Origin of the sequence: Saccharospirillum sp. MSK14-1 (genome assembly GCF_003054965.1) — a bacterium.
Taxonomy (GTDB): Bacteria; Pseudomonadota; Gammaproteobacteria; order Pseudomonadales; family Natronospirillaceae; genus Saccharospirillum.
The window spans coordinates 945,175-966,326 of the sequence record NZ_MIES01000026.1 but is presented as its reverse complement, the minus strand read 5'-3'; the positions used below and the strand labels follow the sequence as shown (position 1 = coordinate 966,326).

The 21,152-nt window shown below is 56.8% G+C and carries 14 protein-coding genes; 2 read left to right on the top strand and 12 right to left on the bottom strand.

The window, feature by feature from the left end:
• Positions 1 to 33: 33 nt before the first annotated feature.
• The 10 genes from BGP77_RS08370 to pilM form a co-directional block, all read right to left on the bottom strand.
• Positions 34 to 1,452 (bottom strand): FAD-dependent oxidoreductase, encoded by a 1,419-nt coding sequence (locus tag BGP77_RS08370; protein ID WP_108164249.1) that lies wholly within the window; start codon positions 1,450 to 1,452, stop codon positions 34 to 36.
• A 17-nt stretch (positions 1,453 to 1,469) separates the two neighbouring features.
• Positions 1,470 to 5,915 (bottom strand): glutamate synthase large subunit, encoded by a 4,446-nt coding sequence (gltB, locus tag BGP77_RS08365; RefSeq protein ID WP_108164248.1) that lies wholly within the window; start codon positions 5,913 to 5,915, stop codon positions 1,470 to 1,472.
• Between the two features lie 222 nt (positions 5,916 to 6,137).
• Positions 6,138 to 7,568 carry an SPOR domain-containing protein gene (locus BGP77_RS08360; RefSeq protein ID WP_108164247.1) on the bottom strand — a complete coding sequence of 477 codons (1,431 nt, stop codon included), beginning with the start codon at positions 7,566 to 7,568 and terminating at the stop codon, positions 6,138 to 6,140.
• 91 nt (positions 7,569 to 7,659) lie between these two features.
• Positions 7,660 to 8,742, bottom strand: a complete 1,083-nt coding sequence (gene aroB / locus BGP77_RS08355) for a 3-dehydroquinate synthase (protein ID WP_108164246.1) — start codon at positions 8,740 to 8,742, stop codon at positions 7,660 to 7,662.
• Entirely contained in the window at positions 8,743 to 9,261 is a 519-nt protein-coding gene (gene aroK, locus BGP77_RS08350; RefSeq protein WP_108164245.1) for a shikimate kinase AroK, read from the bottom strand.
• 90 nt (positions 9,262 to 9,351) lie between these two features.
• Entirely contained in the window at positions 9,352 to 11,472 is a 2,121-nt protein-coding gene (pilQ, locus tag BGP77_RS08345) for a type IV pilus secretin PilQ (protein ID WP_108164244.1), read from the bottom strand.
• A 19-nt stretch (positions 11,473 to 11,491) separates the two neighbouring features.
• A complete protein-coding gene (locus BGP77_RS08340) occupies positions 11,492 to 12,031 on the bottom strand; it encodes a pilus assembly protein PilP (protein ID WP_108164243.1) in 540 nt (179 codons plus the stop codon).
• A complete protein-coding gene (locus BGP77_RS08335; protein WP_108164242.1) occupies positions 12,031 to 12,666 on the bottom strand; it encodes a type 4a pilus biogenesis protein PilO in 636 nt (211 codons plus the stop codon). The genes BGP77_RS08340 and BGP77_RS08335 overlap by 1 nt, the downstream gene beginning before the upstream one ends.
• Entirely contained in the window at positions 12,663 to 13,226 is a 564-nt protein-coding gene (locus BGP77_RS08330; RefSeq protein WP_108164241.1) for a PilN domain-containing protein, read from the bottom strand. The genes BGP77_RS08335 and BGP77_RS08330 overlap by 4 nt, the downstream gene beginning before the upstream one ends.
• Positions 13,213 to 14,229, bottom strand: a complete 1,017-nt coding sequence (gene pilM / locus BGP77_RS08325; RefSeq protein WP_146171220.1) for a type IV pilus biogenesis protein PilM — start codon at positions 14,227 to 14,229, stop codon at positions 13,213 to 13,215. Before pilM ends, BGP77_RS08330 begins: the two co-directional genes overlap by 14 nt.
• Positions 14,230 to 14,399: 170 nt before the next feature.
• Between pilM and BGP77_RS08320 the strand changes: the two genes are divergently transcribed.
• Complete coding sequence (locus tag BGP77_RS08320) at positions 14,400 to 16,922, top strand: penicillin-binding protein 1A (RefSeq protein ID WP_108164239.1); 2,523 nt, start codon at positions 14,400 to 14,402, stop codon at positions 16,920 to 16,922.
• A 63-nt stretch (positions 16,923 to 16,985) separates the two neighbouring features.
• Here the strand turns inward: BGP77_RS08320 and BGP77_RS08315 are convergent, their stop codons facing one another.
• Together BGP77_RS08315 and rpmE are read right to left on the bottom strand one after the other, a co-directional pair.
• Positions 16,986 to 18,233: a malic enzyme-like NAD(P)-binding protein gene (locus BGP77_RS08315; RefSeq protein WP_108164238.1), complete on the bottom strand. Its 1,248-nt coding sequence runs from the start codon at positions 18,231 to 18,233 to the stop codon at positions 16,986 to 16,988.
• 292 nt (positions 18,234 to 18,525) lie between these two features.
• Complete coding sequence (rpmE, locus tag BGP77_RS08310) at positions 18,526 to 18,741, bottom strand: 50S ribosomal protein L31 (protein WP_108164237.1); 216 nt, start codon at positions 18,739 to 18,741, stop codon at positions 18,526 to 18,528.
• A gap of 155 nt (positions 18,742 to 18,896) precedes the next feature.
• On the opposite strand from rpmE, the gene BGP77_RS08305 reads away from it, so the two are divergent.
• Complete coding sequence (locus BGP77_RS08305) at positions 18,897 to 21,083, top strand: primosomal protein N' (RefSeq protein ID WP_158269319.1); 2,187 nt, start codon at positions 18,897 to 18,899, stop codon at positions 21,081 to 21,083.
• Positions 21,084 to 21,152: the final 69 nt, after the last annotated feature.

Below are 21,152 nucleotides of genomic sequence, written 5' to 3'. Positions count from 1 at the left end.
CCCGCTTTTATCCAACCGCGTCTGCTTAGACAGTTAAACGTCGAGATAATCCAAGATCCCTTCCGCCGCCTGACGACCTTCCCAAATGGCGGTCACGACCAGGTCGGAGCCACGCACCATATCGCCACCAGCGAAGATTTTGGCGTTGCTGGTCTGGAAGGCGAATTCCTGTTCTTCCGGTGCTTTAACGCGCTTCCAGTCGTCCAGTTGAATCTCAGCTTTATCGAACCAGTCGGCTGGGCTCGGCTGGAAACCGAAGGCAACGATGACCGCATCGGCGGGCAAAATTTCTTCCGAACCGGGCACCACTTCCGGGCGACGACGACCGTTTTCATCCGGCTCACCCAACTGAGTGCTCACCAGTTTGATGCCTTCGACTTTGCCATCGCCAACGATCTCAACCGGCTGACGATTGAACAGGAATTGCACACCTTCTTCTTTGGCGTTAGCAACCTCTTTGCGCGAGCCCGGCATGTTGGCTTCATCACGACGGTAAGCACAGGTAACGCTCGCCGCCTGCTGACGAATGGAGGTGCGATTACAGTCCATGGCGGTGTCACCACCACCGAGTACCACCACGCGCTTACCCGCCATGTCGACAAAGTCGGCCGGATCTTTTTCCCAGCCGTGACCGTGATTCACGTTGGCCACCAAAAACGGCAGCGCATCGTAAACACCCTCTAACTCTTCGCCAGGGAAACCACCTTTCATGTAGTTGTAGGTGCCCATGCCCATAAAAACGGCATCGTAGTCGGCGAGCAATTCGTCGAATTCAATGTCGACACCAATGTCGGTGTTCAGCCGAAATTCCACGCCCATACTTTCAAACACTTCACGGCGGCGCGCCATGATGGATTTTTCCAGTTTGAATTCAGGAATACCGAAGGTGAGCAGGCCGCCAACTTCCGGATAGCGATCGAACACCACCGGTTTAACGCCGTTACGCACCAGTACGTCAGCACACCCTAAGCCAGCGGGACCTGCACCAATAACGGCGACCTTTTTATCGGTCCACACCACCTTCGACATATCCGGCTGCCAGCCCATAGCAAAGGCGGTGTCGGTGATGTATTTCTCGGCGTTGCCGATGGTGACCGCGCCGAAACCATCGTTCAGCGTACAGGCGCCTTCGCACAGACGATCCTGCGGGCAAACCCGACCACAGACTTCAGGCAGGGAATTGGTCTGGTGACACAGCTCCACCGCTTCGAGCACGTTGCCTTCGCTGACCAGCTTCAGCCAGTTAGGAATGTAGTTGTGCACCGGGCACTTCCACTCGCAATAGGGATTGCCGCAATGCAGGCAGCGATGCGATTGCTCGGCCGCCTGTTTTTGCGCAAAGGGTTCGTAGATTTCCACGAACTCGTGTTTGCGGGTGTGAATGTCTTTCTTGGCCGGTTCGCGACGGCCAACGTCGACAAACTGAAAATCGTTGTTCAGTCGTTGAGTCATCTTGGTTTCTCCGTCGCTTATTCCGGTCGGGCCCGGGTGTTGGATAACAAATCCGACAGGCTCGATGCCTTCGGTTTGACCAGCCAGAAACGCCCGACGTAATCGTCGTAGTTGTCCAGCAATTCCGCGCCCCAGGCGCTCTTGGTGTCGTCGACAAAACGGCCGATCACGCCAAACAAATGATCGCGGTAGGTTTCCATGCTTTCGGTGCCGATACGTTGAATATCCACCAGTTCGCGGTTGTATTTATCCGGGAAGGTGTTTTCCAGATCGAGCACATACGCAAAGCCGCCGGTCATGCCCGCACCGAAGTTGCCACCAACGTTACCGAGTACGGCGACCATACCGCCGGTCATGTATTCGCAGCAGTGATCGCCGGCGCCTTCGATGACCGCAACGGTGCCAGAGTTACGCACACCGAAGCGTTCACCGGCACAGCCCGCGGCAAATAAAGTACCGCCCGTTGCACCATAGAGGCAGGTGTTACCCATGATCGAGGTTTGCTGGGTCTCAAAAGCCGAACCTTTGGGCGGACGAATCACGATCTTGCCGCCGGTCATGCCTTTGCCGACGTAATCGTTGGCATCGCCGTCGAGAACCATGTTCAAACCACCGGCGTTCCAGACACCGAAACTCTGACCGGCAATGCCGTTGAGTTTCAGTGTGATCGGCCGGTCGGCCATGCCCTGATTACCGTAGCGTTTGGCAATTTCACCTGACGCCAATGCGCCGATGGAACGGTCGCAGTTACCAATGTGAAATTCGAATTCGCCACCGGTTTTGTTTTCGATCGCCGGCAAAATTGCCTTGAGGATTTCGCGCTGTTTACCCCCTTCATCGAAGGGTTTATTACGCTCAACCATGCACTGCTGTGGTTTGCTCGGATCGATGTTTGCGGTCGATAAAATCGGCGACAAATCCAAACTTTGCTGTTTCGGTGTCTCGCCTTTTTTGACGGTAATCAAATCGGTACGACCAATGATCTCGCCCAGGCTGCGATACCCCAACAACGCCAACTGCTCGCGCACTTCTTCAGCGACAAAACGGAAGTAATGTTTAACCATTTCCACCGTGCCACGGAAGTGTTGATCGCGCAGCGCATCGTCCTGAGTGGCGACACCGGTCGCACAGTTATTGAGGTGGCAGATACGCAAGTATTTACAACCCAGAGCGACCATCGGCGCGGTGCCGAAGCCGTAACTTTCAGCGCCCAGCAAGGCGGCTTTAATGACGTCCAGGCCGGTTTTTAAACCACCGTCGGTTTGCAGCCGCACTTTGTCACGCAAATCATTGCCGCGCAGCGTTTGCTGCACTTCCGCCAAACCCAGCTCCCACGGGGAGCCGGCGTGTTTGATCGAGGTCAGCGGGCTGGCCGCAGTGCCGCCGTCGTAACCGGAGACCGTGATCAAATCGGCGTAAGCTTTAGCAACACCAGCGGCGACGGTGCCGACGCCGGGTTCGCTGACCAGTTTCACCGAAATCAGCGCACTCGGGTTGATCTCTTTCAAATCGAAAATCAGCTGTGCCAAATCTTCGATCGAGTAAATATCGTGATGCGGCGGCGGTGAAATCAGCGTCACACCGGGCACCGAATAGCGCAGCTCGGCAATCAATTTATTGACCTTGCCACCGGGCAGCTGGCCGCCCTCGCCGGGCTTGGCGCCCTGAGCCACTTTGATCTGAATGACATCAGCGCTCATCAGGTACGCCGGTGTCACACCGAAGCGGCCGGAAGCCACCTGCTTAATTTTGGAGCGGCGGTTGGTGCCGTAGCGTTTCGGGTCTTCACCGCCTTCACCGGAGTTGGAACGACCGCCGAGTTCGTTCATCGCCATCGCCAGCGCTTCGTGCGCTTCCGGTGACAAGGCACCGAGTGACATGGCGGCAGAATCGAAACGCGGGTACAAGGCTTCGACCGGCTCAACTTCGGAGACCGGTATGGCTTTGCGATCCGACGTCAATTCGAACAAATCGCGTATGGTCGCGACCGGACGCTGGTTGACGTAATTGGCGAAATCGCGGAAACGGGAATGGTCGCCCAACTGCACCGCGTCCTGCAGCGCCTTAACCACGTCCGGGTTGTAGTTGTGGTATTCACCGCCGTGGACGTATTTCAGCAAACCGCCCTGCTGGATCGGTTTGCGCGGTTTCCAGGCGTTGTTGGCGAGGGTGCACAGATCGTCATGAATGTGTTCAAAACGCGCGCCCTGAATGCGGCTTTGCACGCCTTTAAAACACAGATCCACAACGTCGGAATGCAGACCCACGGCTTCGAACAACTGCGCACCGCGGTAGGACGCCAAGGTCGAAATGCCCATCTTGGACATGATTTTGAACAGACCCTTATTGATGCCTTTGCGGTAATTTTTGTGCAGCTGACGCGGATCGCCTTGCAGCTCGTTGGTGCGGATCATGTCATCCAGCACTTCGTAAGCCAGGTACGGATACACCGCTGTAGCGCCAAAACCGATGGCCACAGCAAACTGATGCGGATTCCGAATATCGCCGGTGTCGAGCACGATGTTGGTGTCGCAGCGCAGGCCTTTTTCCACCAGTCGGTGGTGCACCGCGCCGGTCGCCATGACCGCCGGAATGGCCACCTGGCCAGCTTGCAGATCTCGGTCCGACAGAATGACGATCTTAACGCCATCACGGCTGGCCGCTTCAGCGGTATCGCACAGTGCTTCAACGGCAGCGCGCAGATCGCCATCGGCGGCATAGGCCAGTGGCAAATGCTGATGGCGGAACTCGGGCGCTTCCTGATGCAAAAAGTTTTGATACTTCAGCGGCGATAACACCGGCGAGGTCAGAATCAATCGCTTGGCATGATCAGCGCTTGGCTGGAACAAATTGCGTTCCGGGCCCAGGCAGGTCTCCAGCGACATCACCACGGCTTCGCGCAGCGGATCAATCGGCGGGTTAGTGACCTGGGCAAACTGCTGACGGAAGTAGTCGGTGACCGGGCGCACCTGACGCGACAACACCGCCATCGGCGTATCATCACCCATGGAACCAACCGCTTCCTGGCCGCTTTCGGCCAGCGGACGCAACACCTGATCGCGCTCTTCAAAAGAGATATGGAACAGTTTCTGGTAGGCCAGCAGTTGTTCGGGCGACAGCGATGAACCGTTCACTTCCTCGGCCAGTTCCAATTTGGAACGCAACCGCACAGCGTTGGTTTTCAACCAATCTTTGTACGGATGAGCGCGTTTGAGGCGATCATCGATTTCTTCGGTTTGCAGGAATTCACCGGTCTGGGTATCGACAGCAACGATACGACCCGGGCCGACACGACCTTTGGCGACCACATCTTCGGGCTTGTAATCGAAGGTACCGATTTCCGAAGCCAGAGTGATGTAACCGTTTTTGGTGATCACCCAGCGCGCCGGACGCAGACCGTTACGGTCGAGCATGCACACGGCGTAACGACCATCGGTCAGTACGATGCCCGCCGGACCGTCCCAGGGTTCCATGTGCATGGAGTTGTATTCGTAGAAGGCTTTCAAATCGCCGTCGATGTTTTCGACGTTGTGCCAGGCCGGTGGAATCATGGTGCGCGCAGCGCGGAATAAATCCATACCGCCAAGCAGCATCAGCTCCATCATGTTGTCCATGCTGGAGGAATCTGACCCGGTGGTATTCACCACGGGCTGCAATTCGTCGAGGTTAGGCAAATAAGGCGAAGCAAATTTAGACGCCCGCGCTTTGGCCCAGTTGCGGTTGCCTTGAATGGTGTTGATCTCACCGTTATGCGCAATCAGACGGAACGGCTGAGCCAGCGGCCACTTCGGCATGGTGTTGGTGGAAAAACGCTGGTGGAACACGCAGATGGCGGTTGCCATGGATTCGCTGGCCAGGTCCGGATAAAAGGCCGGCAGATCGACCGGCATCATCAGGCCTTTATACGACAACACAGTGTCAGACAGCGAGCAGATGTAAAATTCTTCGTCGTGGGCCATGGCCTGTTCGGCTTTGCGACGAGCGACGTAGAGCTTAACGGCCAGACCTTCACGCGATGGCGCGCGGATAAACACCTGTTCGATGGTCGGCATGCACGCCAGCGCCATCGGGCCACAGACGGATTCATCGGTCGGCACCACGCGCCAGCCGAGCACCTCCAGACCTTGATCGGTCAACGATGATTCCAGTGCTTTGCGGCCTTCGGTGGCACGACTGGTTTCAGCGCTGAGGAAAATCATGCCAACGGCATAGGCATCGCCCAGGTCGGCATCAAAGTGAGATTTGGCTTCGGCGCGGATAAAGGCGTCGGGCATTTGCAGCAACAAGCCGCAGCCATCACCGGTTTTGCCGTCGGCGGCAATACCGCCGCGGTGGGTCATGCAGGTCAGCGACTCGATTGCGGTTTGCAGCAGATCGTGGCTGGCCTGGCCTTCCATGTGAGCGATGAGGCCAAAACCGCAGTTGTCGCGAAATTCAGCCGGATTATAGAGACCGTTTGTCATTGTAATAGTGCCTTGCTGGGCCGGTGACCGTGCGCTGCCTACCCGAAAAACTGGGGGCATCACAGTGCGCGAGGGAAACCGGGGGTTGAACGGCCGGGTACAGAAACATCCCGACGCCCCTACTGAAGGTTCGCAACCGAGTCTATTCAGTGACGCACGTCACACAAACAATAACGGTATATTAAGCGGTTGAATTATCGGATTGCCCGATATTCGCTCATCTCAGTTGTTACGTAAGCTGGCAAAGGTCCGCGCCCAGGGCTCCTGGTCACGGAAGCGGGCAGGCAGATTGGCGATATCCGCACGCGCCGCCGAAGGGCCACTGTACCGACCATGGATCAGCACGTACCAGGGGCGGCCCTGATAGCTGGAGGTGATGATGTCGTACTGTTCGGGGTTGTCCATTTCCGCGAGGATGGCTTCAACAGAGGCGCGGTTGCGCACACCCACCAATTGCAGGGTGTATTCGTTATCGGCTGCGTTGGCGGCCAATCCCTGAACGGCAGGTTCTGCCGAAGCGCTCTGCTGGGGCGTCGGCTCTGGCTCGGGTTGAGGGGCAGCAGGCTCAGGGGCAGGTTCGGGAGCGGGTGTCTGCGCAGCTTCACTCGCCGCCGCTTCGGCTTCCGCCTGGGCAGCGGCCTGCGCCGCCTCCGCTTCTTGACGACGCGCTTCCACCCGGGCAACCGCATCGGCCAGTCGCTGCTGGACCTCCGATTCGAGCGGTTCTTCGGCGTCCGACGTTACCGGTTCGATGTCCGCCAGTTCGACGCTATCATCCGCGTTATCCGTGGAGTCGCTTTGGTTGGAATACAGAACCGTCAATACAATGAGCGTCACCACACCGGCCCCGGCCAATACATGAGTCAGCGGGAAGCCTTGCTTGCGCTCGGTGGTTTTGAACGTGCCGGCGATCAAGTAATCACGAGCAACCTGATTCAACTCAGCTGGTAACCCACCGGCCAGATCGTTTAACCGCGCAACGTCGTTATCACCAATAGGAATGCCATTCGGCTGGCCAGAGGCCGCAAAACGATCGTTCAGATAAACCACCGCATCAGCACCGCTGAGTGGCTCCAAAACCAGGCGATACCAGTGGTCGTCATTATCGGATTGCGCAATGGCGGTGGCGGAACTGGCCAACCACAACTGGCGCAAACGGCTTTCGGTACGAGGCGCCAGCGTTCGCATCGACTGCAGCCAGGTTTGCACATCGGCCGGAAGCAGGTCGGCCTGCTGGACGATTAACAGAAAATTCTCGCCATCGTCGGTGCGCTGGGCAATGGCATCGGCCATATTGCGATACAGACTGGCGGTGTCGCCGTCGGTTTTCAGGCCCAGCCCCAACTGGCCAATCAATTCACGGCTGGCGCCGTCGAGCCGGTCGATTTCACTGCCATCGAGCCAGGCAATGCGCCAGTCGTCATCCAATAAACGGATCACCTGATGCGAAATGGCGTGTTTACCGCCACCGGTTGGCGCCATCAACAGGCAATCTTGTGCACTGAAACTCAGCAGGTGGCGAATATGCTCGGCCATTTCCAACCGCTCACCGGCCCCGCTGAATACAGAGGCATCCACCAGTTCACCGAAGGGATCCTGATAGAGGCCGTAGTAGTCGAGCATGCGCTGGGTCTGGTCAGTAAAGTCTTGCATAACATCCACCTGGACGAAGTAATTCCATTATCACGAACGCAATCGCTCTCTAGCTTTGGACCAGTCGATTGGGTTCGTCAAGGTTCAGGCCTCAATAACGTGCTGTCAAAGACGCCTGCAATTGGCTGGCGTCGAAATCTGCGGTGACAACCGCCTGCCCTAACGCCTTTAACAATACCAAACGCAACTGGCCGGATTCGACTTTCTTGTCACGACTCATTTGATTCATAAAGTCGTCGGCGCTCATTGACGGCGGCGGGGCTACGGGCAAACGGGCACGTTCAATCAAGGCACGCGCACGATCGAAGACCTCAGCGTCAATCCAGCCCAGTCGATGCGATAAGTCGCAAGCCATCACCATGCCGGTACCGACGGCTTCGCCATGCAGCCAGGCGCCATAGCCTTGCTCGGCTTCAATGGCGTGGCCAAAGGTATGCCCCAAATTCAAAATAGCGCGAATGCCTTGCTCGGTTTCATCCGCAGCAACGACTTCGGCTTTCAACTCGCATGAGCGGGCGATGGCTTGCACCAACGCCTGCGGTTGTTGCGCCAGCAGTTCATCCAGATGTTGCTCAAGCCAGACAAAAAAATCAGCGTCGTAAATCAGACCGTATTTGATCACCTCAGCCAAACCAGCAGACAGTTCCCGCTCAGGCAAGGTGCTCATCACATTGGGGTCAATCATGACGGCGATGGGCTGCTTAAACGCACCGATCATGTTTTTACCCAACGGATGATTGATGCCGGTTTTACCTCCGACCGAGGAATCCACTTGCGACAACAAGGTGGTCGGCACCTGAACAAAGTCGATGCCTCTTTGGTAAGTTGCAGCAGCGTAACCGGTCAGATCACCAATCACGCCACCGCCTAACGCCACCAAAACCGCTTTGCGGGAAAAGCGACGCTCTAATAAAGCGTCGTAGATTAAACCGAGCGTGTCGGCGTTTTTGTGCGCCTCACCATCCGGCAACACCAGACTTTCCAGCCGACGACCCGGCGCTGTCAGAGCGGTAAGAACGTTATCCAGATACAGCGGCGCAACGGTTTCATTGGTCACCACCAGCACTTCAGTATGGTGAAGCACCGATTGCCAGGCCGTGGCGTCAGACAGAATTCCAGCTTCAATAATGATGGGATAAGAACGATCGCCCAGGTCGACACTCAGTTGCATGATTCAACGCTTCAGTTTGAGTTGTTTGATGATTTCCCGAACTACCGTTCGAGGTGTTTGACCATTGGTATCGATGGTCAGGTGAGCGGTCTCTTCATAGTAAGGACGGCGCTCGCCGGCCAGACGCCGCAGCGTACCTTCCGGGTCCGGGCCATTCAGTAAGGGGCGATTTCGATCCTTGGCTGTCCGCACCAATTGCTGCTCTACCGACGTCTTAAGATAGACCACCTGACCTTTCGATTTCAGCAATTCTCGGTTTTCCGGGCGGATAATGGCACCGCCACCGGTAGCAATGACCTGACGCCCTTCATCGACCAGTTCTGCCAATACCGCTGTTTCGCGATCACGGAATCCGGACTCGCCTTCAAGATCAAAAATCCACGGAATATCTGCGCCAGAGCGTGCTTCGATTTCACGATCGGAATCAATAAACGGCAAGCCCAATCGCGTCGATAGCAATCGACCGATGGTGCTTTTACCCGATCCCATAGGACCGATCAGAATAATGGAAATGTCATTCATCGCGTCAGTTTATCACTGTCCGGCAGACAGGTAACGATGCCTGGCGTGATGAGTGCGTATTAAAGTGGCAGGTATGGGTGAGAACGAACGTCAGTTTGCAGCAAGATAATCGGCAACCAGACTGGGGGTAATAAAGACCAGTAATTCGGTTTTCTCTTCGGTATCGGCCGTGCGGCGAAACAATCGGCCGAGTATCGGCAGGTCACCCAACCATGGCGTTTTTTCTATGGTGGTTATGGTCTCGGTTCGATAGACGCCGCCTAACACCAGGGTTTCGCCATCATCGACCAACACCTGAGTGGTCACCGAATTGGTATCAATCGCCCCACCACCGGCGGCCAGTGAGTCCTGGGTGACAACCAGGTCGAGCACCACATGATCATCGGGTGTAATTTGTGGTGTCACTCGCAACGACAACCCCGCATCCACAAAGGTTGTACCCCCTTCAGCGCCATCAAAGGCGATGGTTTGCCCCGAGTTGATAAAGGCTTCCTGGCCATTGGAGGTCACCACTCTTGGTTGCGAGACTACCTCGGCCGAGCCGCGGGTTTCCAGTGCGGATAGCTCAAGATCCAAGGCGTAATCAAAAGCTGCAACGCCAATGGCGAACGACGATGCACTGGGGTTGGTGACGGGCAAGTCGACTACCAAAGCGTCGGGGTACACCTGTTCATAAGCATGGCCATTGGAGGCGTTTAAGCCACTGCCAATGCTCGATGTCGAATCTAAAGAGCCAGACACCACCACCGGTGAGCTACCGCCGCTGTTAATGTTGCCGCCCCAGCGCACGCCTAACTGCTCACCGACGGAGGTACGGGCCGCCACGATACGCGCCTCAATTAACACTTGCCGCACCGGCACATCAAAGTGCTCAACCGCACGACGAATACTGGCCAGATTGGCCGCCGTATCGCGCACAATGAGCGTATTGGTCCGACTGTCGATGGACACCGCACCTCGCTCAGACAAAAAACCCAAACTGGTTTTCTCGGGCGTTGCGGGTTCATCGACCTGATTATTCAGAATGCCAAGAATGTCGTCGGCCTTGGCGTAATTAACCTGAATAAAATCGATTTCCAGCGGCGCTAACTGTTCCGCTCGTTGCCGATTTTCCAGCGCCAACTGCTCCTGTTCTGCGAGCTCCTGAGCCGGCGCCACCAGCAACACGCTGCCGTTGAGTCGTTTATCCAGATTTTTGCTGCGCAGGACCAAATCGAGCGCTTCCTGCCAGGAAACGTCCTGCAATCGCAAGGTGATTCTGCCCTGCACGGAATCTGCTGCGACCAGATTCAGACCGACATAATCCGCAATTTGTTGCAGCGCATAGCGCACTTCAATGTCTTGCAGGTTCATCGTCAGCCGAGTGTCGTTATCGACATCGGCCGTGTCTTCAAGGGCTCCGGCCACACCAGCGTTTGGTTGCAGCGCCAAGGTTACTAAACCGTCGTTTTGAAAGGCTTCAATAATGAGAGGATGGGACAGCTGCAAGTGCAGGAGTGCATCGTCTCCGTCTTGAAAAAACGCCATCGACTGAACGGCATCGGGCAAGGTGGATTCTGCCCACGGCTGCGCCAGGGTAGGAGGCACTCGATACTGCGCCAGCCGCAGCCTCACTGTGCTGCCGTCTTGATACATTCTGGCCTGAGCCCGATCAGCCGACAGTTTCAGTTGCAACTGATGGTCGCCCTGCCAGTGTGCTGACAACAGGCGCGGCATGGGCGGGTTGGAAGCCGATTGCGGATGATTCGAGAAGCTGACCTTTGCGGCGTGCTGATCCACGGTATTGTTAAATGCTGGTGTTGAACCAGTGACTTGGCTTTGCTGTACATTCGGCCCCACGATCACCCGCACCCGACGGCCGGACACTGTCACGTTATAGGGCATCAGGGTCGCCATACTGAGAACCAACCGGGTTCGATCGGCCGTCGATACCACGATGGCGTTACGCAAATTACCACTGCCAACGGCAAAGCGTTTTTGCGGCAATCGATTTTCGGTATCAGCAAAATCCAGAGCAATGCGTGCCGGACGTTCAACGCTGTAGCCAACCGGCTCGGGCGCTGTGCCATTGAAAGTCAGCTCCAATTGCGTACGCCCGGCAGATAATTCGTTAATTTCCAGCTTGGTCAGGACCACCGCCTGAGCGTGCAGACTGATTGAAGCCAGAATGGCAGCTGCCATGAAAACGCGCAGTGTTTTGTAGAAAATCATGACGTTCTTCTTTTGTCTTTTAGAGTCTTGATGGCTTCTGCTGAGTCAGCAAAAACGTTCGTGGTTCTAAGATCCAACCGCCCTCCTCAAGCGGTACTTTCTCCAGCAGCTCAACCCGTTCTTCAGACACCGACACGATACGGGCAGCATGAGCGCCGACGAGATCGCCCACCGACAAGCGATGGATTTGCCCACTGCGATCGCGAAACAACGCCTGGGCCGAGGCAGAATTTATCCCACTCAGGGTTCCGACCATCGTCAAGTCATCCAAAGAAACGGCCGACAACTTAGCCGGTGCTTTTCGATCCACAGGATTCAACGACGCCGTCGACGCACGCTCTTTCGATGCCGTCGGTGACACAGCGTATTGGAATGGCGAGCGCTGGTCTTGCGCTGTGTATCGAACCTTGCGATCCATCGCCAGAGAATCCGACGACGCCTTCGCCAGCGCCGCCACTTCGGTATCGGCCACCAGCGCATGCAGATCACTCATGGCCGTCTGGCGTTCACAGCCAGACAACAGTGTAGTCAGCAACAGCGCTGTGAGTAGCGGGCGCATTATTCCTCACCTGCAGATGTCTGGCGATAGGCTCGCGCCTCTAGAGTGATCAACAAAGCGTTGTCCGCCGATGCGCCAGGCTCAGCGGGTGCCTGTCGTTTTATGGTCAGGCGATGCAGACTAATGAGGCTGGGTAAGGTCGACAGCTCAGCAATAAATGCCCCCAACGAATGGTAACCACCCCGCATGGACACCTGAATAGGTGTCGCCATCAGCCGCCCCTGCAGACGTTCAGCATCGGGGGTGATTTGTTCAATAGACAGACCCGCACCGGCGGCAAGCCTGTTGATTGCATCGATCAGTTCGGGCAAATCGAGCCGGTTGGGAACCTCGGTCAGCGCTACCTCAATATGACTTCTCAAGGTTGCCAGTTCGGCGTCAAGTACGGCCGGGTGATCGGTCTGGTCGACCTGTCGCCGAAACTGCTGCGTTAATTGCACTTCGTTTTGTACGGCACGATTGAATTGTTCATACCGCCCGCTCAGTAGCAAAAACCAACCAGCACCGATCACCAGCGCTGCGACACCCACCAACACCAACCCGCGCAGCGCCAACGGCCAGGAGCCGAGGTTATCGACGTCCAAATGTTGATAATCGAACCGGCGTAAGGCGTTCCATAAGTCTGAATTTCTCATCCGGCCTCCTCCTCAGTCAGGTCAACACTGCGCACGTCCAATTGGAAGTGGTTGGCCATCGACGAGGGGTGATCCGAATCGGTCTCCAGCGTGACCAGGGTTGCCTCAGCCAACCCATCGGATGCATTCATCTGTCGCAAAAAAGGCGTCAAACTGGCCGGCTGATCGACGCGGCCAGCCATTTCAATTCGTTCGGCGGTCTGGTTCAGCGAGGTCAGATACACTCCGTCCGGTATTGTCTGCGCCAGGGTTTCCAACAACCTCACCAGTGCCTGCGGATTGCGATAAATGCCCGCCAATTGCTGCTGTTGATGCATCAGCACCGTACGTTCCTGATGCAGCCGTTGTTGGCGCTGGTAGCGCTGATCCAACTCAGACAAATGTTGCTGCAGAAAGGCATTGCGTTGCTGCTGATGGTGTAACCGTTGTGACAGATGTCGGTTCCACAGCCAAAGGCTGATTAACGCCACAATCACCACCATCAGCAGCAGTCGCTTAAAGCGCCGTTGTTGCTGATAGCGCCGTCGTTCACGCCATGGAAGCAGGTTAACGGTGGCCATGATCAAAACTCCTCAGAGCCAGACCGCAAACCCTCATCAAGGCACTGCTGTCGTTCGCCAATTGCTGACGATTCACCCTCGGCGCGCATTCAAGATGAGCCACCGGATCAACCAATTCCGCGGGCAGACCGATCGCCTCAGACAATGCATCGGCAAGCACGGGAAGACCGTCACTAGACCCGCCCAGTAATACACCACTGATGGGTGAAGCCGATGTGGAGGCATAAAAGAACTGCAAATTCTGCTGGATGGTTTCAATCATGTCCTGCGCCATACCCAGCGACCCGGAGACCGGTTCGGCGGCTGTCGACGCTGACAAACCGGTCAGCGGCGGGCTGGGCAACGCTTGCTCACGGCGGTAGACAATGTGTCCTTGCTGCAGGACGTTGAGTGTTAAGCGCTGCGGTTCAAGATCGACCAATGCCACCGCATCGTCAGCTTGCGCATCGTATTGATGAGCGATCAGTGCCAACGCCCGTTCCAGCACCAGAGCCTCGACATCCACCACCTGAGCATCCAGCCCGGCCATTTGCAGAACATCATCCAGCGCTTCAACTTCTTCGCGACGACTGGCCACCAATAAAACCCGCCATCGATCGGGCTCCGACGATGGGCCCAGCACATCAAAATCGAGCGCGACATCCTCCAGCGGATAGGGAATATGAGCGCCGGCTTCCAATTGAATCAGGTGCTCCAGTTCAACATCCGACGCCAGATCGTCCACGGTAATCACCTTGGTAATCACCGAGGTGCCCGAAACCAAGGTCGCTGCCTGCCTGATACGGCTGCGCGACCGTTGTATAAGACGGGCAATCATTTGGCTCAATCGATTGGCGTCTTTAATGGTCTGATCGACCACGACACCCTCAGGAAGTGATTCGCAGGCATAGGCCTCAACCCGCTGTGAACGAGCGGACGCTGTCAGTTCAATCAGCCGAATTGCAGACGACGAAATATCCACACCCAGCAGCGGTGCAGGCTTTTTCATGAGTAAGGTTGTCACTGATAATCCCTTCAATAACAATCACTTAGAGACTTTTCCATATCCCTACAGGCGACCGATTACAGCGCACGTAAAATCAATGCGCAATGTATAAAAAAGACGCAATTCCCCCTATAATGGCCGGCCGTTAAGGCGTCTTGCTGCTAACCCTTTCATTTAATTGGGAAAACATGAAGTTTCTGGCCAATAGCACCAAATTCATCCTGTGGACGCTCTATGCTCTGATTTGCGCTCTGGTTCTCATTTCAGCCAGCGTCTATTTGTATCTGTCACCCACGCTGCCTGAAGTGGAAACGCTCAGAGACATACGCCTGCAAACACCGATGCGTATCCTCAGTGCTGACAATGAACTCATTGCTGAGTTCGGTGAACAGCACCGCAGTCCATTGCACTACGAGCAAATTCCCACCCAATTCATCCAAGCACTGACCGCCGTCGAAGACAGCCGTTTCGAAGAGCACTTTGGTGTCGATCCCGTAGGATTCAGTCGGGCGGTATTAACGGTGTTGGCAACGGGTGAAACCGACGGTCCCGGCGGTTCGACGCTCACCCAACAGGTTGCCCGCAACTTCTTCCTGACACGCGATAAAACCATCACCCGGAAATTTACCGAAATTCTGCTGGCCTTCCAGATGGAGCGCGAACTGACCAAAGAGCAGATTTTCGAGCTGTACGTGAACAAGCATTTCCTCGGTTACCGCTCCTACGGCATCCAGGCGGCGGCCGATGTCTACTACGGTCGCGACATCAATGATCTGACGCTGCCCGAGCTGGCGATGATTGCAGGCCTGCACCAGGCTCCCTCGGCCGCCAACCCCCTGGCCAATCCAGACCGCGCCCTGCGCCGGCGCAATTTTGTCCTCGGTCGCATGCACGAGATGAACTATCTGTCGGATGCCAGCTATGAAGCCGCCATTCGCCAACCGCTGAGTGCGCAATATCGAGGCAACGGTCCGGGGCTGGAAGCCGCCTATCTGGCCGAGATGGTGCGTGCTTTTATGATCGAACGGTACGGTGATGCGGCCTACAGCGATGGGTACACCGTCCACACCACCTTGAATTCGCAATTGCAGGAAGCCGCCACTCGAGGCTTGCGCAAAACGCTCAGCGAATACAGCCGCCGACACGGCTATTTGGGCGTCGAAAATCATTTCGCTACGGCCGGCCGTACGCCACCGGAGGCTTATGCCTACTGGCGGGAAGTGGTTAACGGCACGCCTCGTTTTGGCGGCCTGACACCGGCCATCGTGGTGCGTGCCGAAGATCGCCGACTGTGGATTCTGCCGCGTGACGGCACCCTGACAACGCTTGCGCTGGACGAAATGGAATGGGCCCGCGAGCGCATTGATGTCGACACCCTGGGGCCGGCAGTCACCACCCCATTCTCCATTGCAGTACCCGGCGACCTGATTCGCGTAGAGCAAGTGAATGGTAACTGGCAGTTGGCGCAAATACCGGATGCTCAAGGCGCTATGGTGTCATTGTCACCAAACGATGGGGCCATTCAGGCCCTGGTCGGCGGCTATGATTTCTTGCTGTCAAAATACAACCGTGCCATTCAGGCAAACCGCCAGCCGGGTTCCAATTTCAAACCTTTCGTTTATGCCGCTGCGCTGGATAAAGATTTCACGCCGGCAACCATCGTTAACGATGCTCCCATCGTGCGCGCTGACGATGCATTGGAAGATGTCTGGCGACCACGCAATTCCGGCGACCGTTACCTCGGGCCGATTCCGTTACGCCAGGCGCTGTACCAATCGCGCAACCTGTCGAGCATCCGGGTGCTGGAATCCATCGGTGTCAACTACGCTCGCCGTTACGCCGAACGTTTTGGGTTCGAGCGCGACAAGCTCGCTAATGACATGACCCTGGTGCTGGGCAGTACCGTCGCCTCGCCGCTGGAAGTCGCACGCGGTTACGCCGTTTTCGCCAATGGCGGTTATCGCATCGACCCCTATTTCATTTCCAGCATTGAAGACAACAACGGCAATGTGATTTTTGAATCCAGCCCAGCGGTTGTTTGTCGCGGGTGCCCGGAAACGCCAACGCCCTACTGGAGCGAGGATGAGACCGCCAGCAGCAGCGCCACCGGTGTCGACATCGCGCCGATTGAACTCAATCTGGAAGGCGAAATTGACGATCAGCCAGTGCAAACAGAACGCCGCTATGCGCCTCAGGTGTTAACACCCCAAACCACCTATCTGATCGACTCCATGCTCAAAGACGTGGTCCGTCGCGGCACCGGACGGGCGGCGAATCAGGCGCTGGGACGTGATGACCTGGGCGGTAAAACCGGTACCACCAACAACGCCGTCGACGCCTGGTTCACCGGTTACAACGGCGACTTCGTGGCCTCTACCTGGGTGGGCTATGACAACAACATGGGTTTAGGTCAGATCGAATTTGGCGGTCGAGCCGCCTTGCCCGGCTGGATCGAGTACATGAAAACCGCGCTGAATGGCCAGCCGAGCAACAATCTGTCGCAGCCGGTTGGTATTGTGCGAGTGCGCATCGACCCACAAACCGGCTTACTGGCACAACCGGGTCAGGCCGGCGCCATCTTTGAGATCTTCAAAGCCGAGAACGCACCCACCGAATACAGCCGCGAAAGCGTAACCATCGATTTCTCAGGTGGCGATGGCGGCGACTCTGGCAACGGCGACGAAAACATCACACCGCAAATGCTGTTTTAAACCGCGATCAGCGCGCATAAAAAAAGCCACCTTCGGGTGGCTTTTTTGTATCCCAACAGCGAATCAGGCTTTGTATTTATCCGGCAAGGGCGCGCGCGCCACACCGGTTTCAACCGCTGCCCGCGCCACGGCACCGGCAACGCGATTCAGCAATCGTGCATCCATTGGCTTGGGAATGATGTAGTTGCGACCGAAGGTCCACTGCTCGCCACCGTAGGCCGCCACCACTTCCGGCAATACCTCTTCTCGCGCCAGTTCTTTGATGGCGTAGGCCGCCGCCAGCTTCATCGCTTCATTGATCGCCGTCGCGCGCACATCCAGCGCACCACGGAAAATAAAGGGGAAACCGAGCACGTTATTGACCTGGTTCGGATAGTCTGAACGACCCGTCGCCATGACCAGATCATCGCGCGTTGCCAATGCCAGCTCCGGCCGAATTTCCGGGTCGGGGTTTGCACAGGCAAACACGATGGGGTTCGGCGCCATCTTTTTAAGCTGCTCAGCGGACAACATATCCGGACCGGACAGACCCAGGAAAATATCAGCGCCGTCGATGGCGTCATCCAAGGTGCGCGCTTCGGTGACTGGGTTAGCGAATTCCGCCTTGTACTGGTTCAGATCGTCTCGACCCGCATGAATCACGCCTTTGCGGTCAATCATTAAGATGTTTTCAAGCGGCATGCCGGCGGACATCAACAAACGCGAACAGGAAATCGCTGCCGCGCCGGCACCGAGCACTACCAGTTTGGCATCGGCCAGTGACTTACCCTGAACTTCCAGCGCATTCAACATACCGGCGACCGTGACGATGGCGGTGCCGTGCTGGTCGTCATGGAAAATCGGAATTTTGCAGCTTTCAATCAGGCGACGTTCAACTTCAAAACACTCCGGCGCCTTAATATCTTCCAGGTTAATACCGCCGAATGATTCAGCAATCAGCTCCACGGTACGAACAATCTCGTCGACATTTTCACTGTCGACTTCAATGTCGATGGCATCGACATTCGCGAAGCGCTTAAACAACAGCGCTTTGCCTTCCATCACCGGCTTACTGGCCAGAGCACCCAGATTACCCAAACCGAGAATCGCGGTGCCGTTGGAGACCACACCAACCAGGTTGCCTTTCATGGTGTATTTGAAGGCATCTTCCGGATCTTCGGCGATCGCTCTTACCGGTTCGGCAACGCCCGGACTGTAGGCCAGCGAGAGGTGGCGGGAAGTTTCCGCCGGTGTGGTGATCTCGATACTCAGTTTTCCCGGCGTTGGCAGGGCGTGGTATTCAAGCGCGTCGCGCTTTAAGTCATCCGACATGTCCGTCTTCCATCTGTTCTTATTGGGTGGGGGGAGGCTAGGAAACTAAGTGGAAGTTAGCATAAACAACGCACAGAAGCGGCTCAAGCGATGCAAAACGCTGTTCACGCACGACAGTTTTGCCCGTCAGGCAAGGCACCAACCCAGACCCACTAACCGGCCCTTTTCGCACACCTTAGGGAGCGTTCCAAGGCGGGACTGCTGTGTCCTGATTCGTCATCGCCTGGATGGGCGATCGACAGACATAAAAAAACCCGGCAACGCCGGGTTTCTTGGTACCGCAGGATCAACCTTATTTGTTGATGCTGCGCGCGCCGAAGCGAGACTTGAAGCGGTCGATACGGCCGCCGGAGTCAACGATCTTCTGCTTACCGGTGTAGAAAGGGTGGCAAGCCGAGCAAACGTCAAGGTGCATTTCACCGCCACGGGTGGAATGAGTTTTGATAACGTTGCCGCAAGAACAGGTTGCAACCAGTTCTTCGTACTTAGGATGGATGTCAGCTTTCATGGGTCACCTCGCTGTGCCGCCACCCGGTCGTTATTGCCGGGCACCGCAACTTTGACGTAAGAATCGGCTTCGGGGCACAATGCTGCGGCCTTTATCCAGAAGGACGCGCCCAGGCCCCAAAATTTGGGAGCGCAATCATACCAGAGTCTTTCCGATTGACAACCACCGCCATACGCCTCGCTGACATCGTCGTTCCCGGCCCCTTTGCCGGGCCGCTCAGCTACCGAATTCCGGACAATATGACGCCCGACATCGGCACGCGTTGCCAGGTGCCACTGCGCAACAAAACGGTGGTGGGCATTGTGGTGGCACGGCGCGATGCCGACGAACGCGACAAGCTCGATAAACTCAAACCCATCGACGCCTTGCTCGATCAACAACCGCTGCTCGATAGCGCCCTGCTCCAGGTCGCCCAGTGGATGTCTCGCTACTATTTATACGATGCCGCCAGTGCTTACCTGCTAGCCCTGCCCGCTTTGCTTCGCAACGGCGAAGCAGCCGAGCTGGTCACCGAAGCGCGAGTGGAACTGACCGTCGCAGGTGAACACCTCGACGCAGATCAGCTCAAAGGCAAGCGCCAACGGGAAGCGCTGCATTGGCTGCAGACTCATGGTGCGGCGACGCCTTCGGAGTTGCGCCGCCACGGCATCGAGCGCACACACTGGCGCGCATTGGTGGAAAAACGCTTTGCTCAGGAGGTGGCACTGAGCACCGAGTCGCGTCAACCGAGCGGACAGTTGCGGCAAGACCCTCTGACCTTAAACACCGACCAACGCAGCGCTCTGGACCAACTGAGCCACGACACCTTCAACGTGCTCTTGCTGGAGGGTGTCACTGGCAGCGGTAAAACCGAAGTCTACTTGCAAGCCATGGCGCGCACTTTGGCGGCCGGTAAACGGGTTCTGGTGCTGGTGCCGGAAATCGGCCTAACGCCGCAAACACTGGAACGTTTCCAGAAGCGCTTTGCCGATGAACTGGTCGCCTTGCATTCGGGCCTGACCGACAAAGAACGTCACAACGCCTGGCTGCAAGCGCAACACGGCGAAGCGGCCATCGTCGTCGGTACCCGCTCGGCGGTACTGACACCGCTGCCCGATCTGGGGTTGATCGTCATCGACGAAGAACACGATGCCTCCTTTAAACAGCAGGATACCCTGCGTTACCACGCCCGTGATGTTGCCATCTTCCGCGCCAATCAGGCCGGGATTCCGGTGATTCTGGGCTCGGCAACACCCTCGCTGGAATCGCTGCACAATGCCCGCAACGGTCGATATCGGCATGCTGTATTGAATGAACGTGCCGGTGGCCGATCACGGCCGCAGTTGGAAACCGTTGATATGCGCCGCCAGCAGCATGAGCACGGCATGTCCGAACGACTGCGTTTGCGCATTGGCGAACATCTGGCGCAAGGGCAGCAGGTATTGCTGTTTCTCAACCGCCGTGGCTATGCACCGAGCTGGTTTTGCAGCGCCTGTGGCTGGATGGCCGACTGTCCGTTTTGCGATTCTCGGCTGACCTATCATCGCGGTCGCCATCAGACCATTTGTCACCACTGCGGCTATCAATCGCGCCCGGAAACTGTCTGCCCCGACTGTGGCAGCCACGAACTGATGCCGCTGGGCGCCGGTACCGAGCGCGCCGAAGAAGCGCTGGAGCAATGGTTTCCACAGGTGCCGATCATCCGTTTTGACCGGGACGCCATCACCACCGCCGACGCGCTCAACCGCCAACTGGAACGCACCCGCGATGCTGGACCGGCGATTCTGGTCGGCACCCAGATGCTGGCCAAAGGGCATCATTTCGAAAAGGTCACGCTGGTCGGTATTCTGGATCTGGACGCCGGTCTGTTCAGCGCCGATTTCCGCTCACGCGAACGCACCGGTCAGTTGCTGGTCCAAGTCGCCGGTCGCGCGGGGCGGGGCGATGCCGCTGGCGAAGTCTTATTGCAAAGCTGGCATCCCGATCATCCGTTTTTCGAGCCGTTGCTGAAGCAGGATTATCAGCGTTTCAGTGACCAGTTGCTGAGTGAACGCCAACCCGCCGGCCTGCCGCCCTACGGCTTTCTCGCCTGCCTGCGCAGCGACTCGGCCTACCCGCAACAAGCCGAAGCTTTACTGGCGGAGATGGCCGACTATTTACTGCAACAAACCGGCATTCGTGTCTTCGGTCCGCTGCCGGCCATTTTGTCGCGCCGCGCGGGCAAACACCGATTTGTGCTGGTGGTGCAGAGCGATAAGCGCAGCCAGTTGCATAATGCCCTGGAGCCGCTGGTGCGACATTACCCGCGTCAGCAGCGCGGGCTCAGCTGGCATCTGGATATCGATCCTTTGGAAACGCTCTGATCCAGCGACGCCAGCGGTGGTTCGGACCCCCCATTTTGTGGATAATGCGGCCCTTTCCTTTTCTTCGCT

Excerpts from the sequence above, each read along its gene's own strand:
- BGP77_RS08370 (WP_108164249.1), bottom strand. The coding sequence starts at position 1,452 with ATGACTCAACGACTGAACAACGATTTTCAGTTTGTCGACGTTGGCCGT.
- gltB (WP_108164248.1), bottom strand. The coding sequence starts at position 5,915 with ATGACAAACGGTCTCTATAATCCGGCTGAATTTCGCGACAACTGCGGT.
- BGP77_RS08360 (WP_108164247.1), bottom strand. The coding sequence starts at position 7,568 with ATGCAAGACTTTACTGACCAGACCCAGCGCATGCTCGACTACTACGGC.
- aroK (WP_108164245.1), bottom strand. The coding sequence starts at position 9,261 with ATGAATGACATTTCCATTATTCTGATCGGTCCTATGGGATCGGGTAAA.
- pilQ (WP_108164244.1), bottom strand. The coding sequence starts at position 11,472 with ATGATTTTCTACAAAACACTGCGCGTTTTCATGGCAGCTGCCATTCTG.
- BGP77_RS08340 (WP_108164243.1), bottom strand. The coding sequence starts at position 12,031 with ATGCGCCCGCTACTCACAGCGCTGTTGCTGACTACACTGTTGTCTGGC.
- BGP77_RS08335 (WP_108164242.1), bottom strand. The coding sequence starts at position 12,666 with ATGAGAAATTCAGACTTATGGAACGCCTTACGCCGGTTCGATTATCAA.
- BGP77_RS08330 (WP_108164241.1), bottom strand. The coding sequence starts at position 13,226 with ATGGCCACCGTTAACCTGCTTCCATGGCGTGAACGACGGCGCTATCAG.
- BGP77_RS08320 (WP_108164239.1), top strand. The coding sequence starts at position 14,400 with ATGAAGTTTCTGGCCAATAGCACCAAATTCATCCTGTGGACGCTCTAT.
- BGP77_RS08315 (WP_108164238.1), bottom strand. The coding sequence starts at position 18,233 with ATGTCGGATGACTTAAAGCGCGACGCGCTTGAATACCACGCCCTGCCA.
- rpmE (WP_108164237.1), bottom strand. The coding sequence starts at position 18,741 with ATGAAAGCTGACATCCATCCTAAGTACGAAGAACTGGTTGCAACCTGT.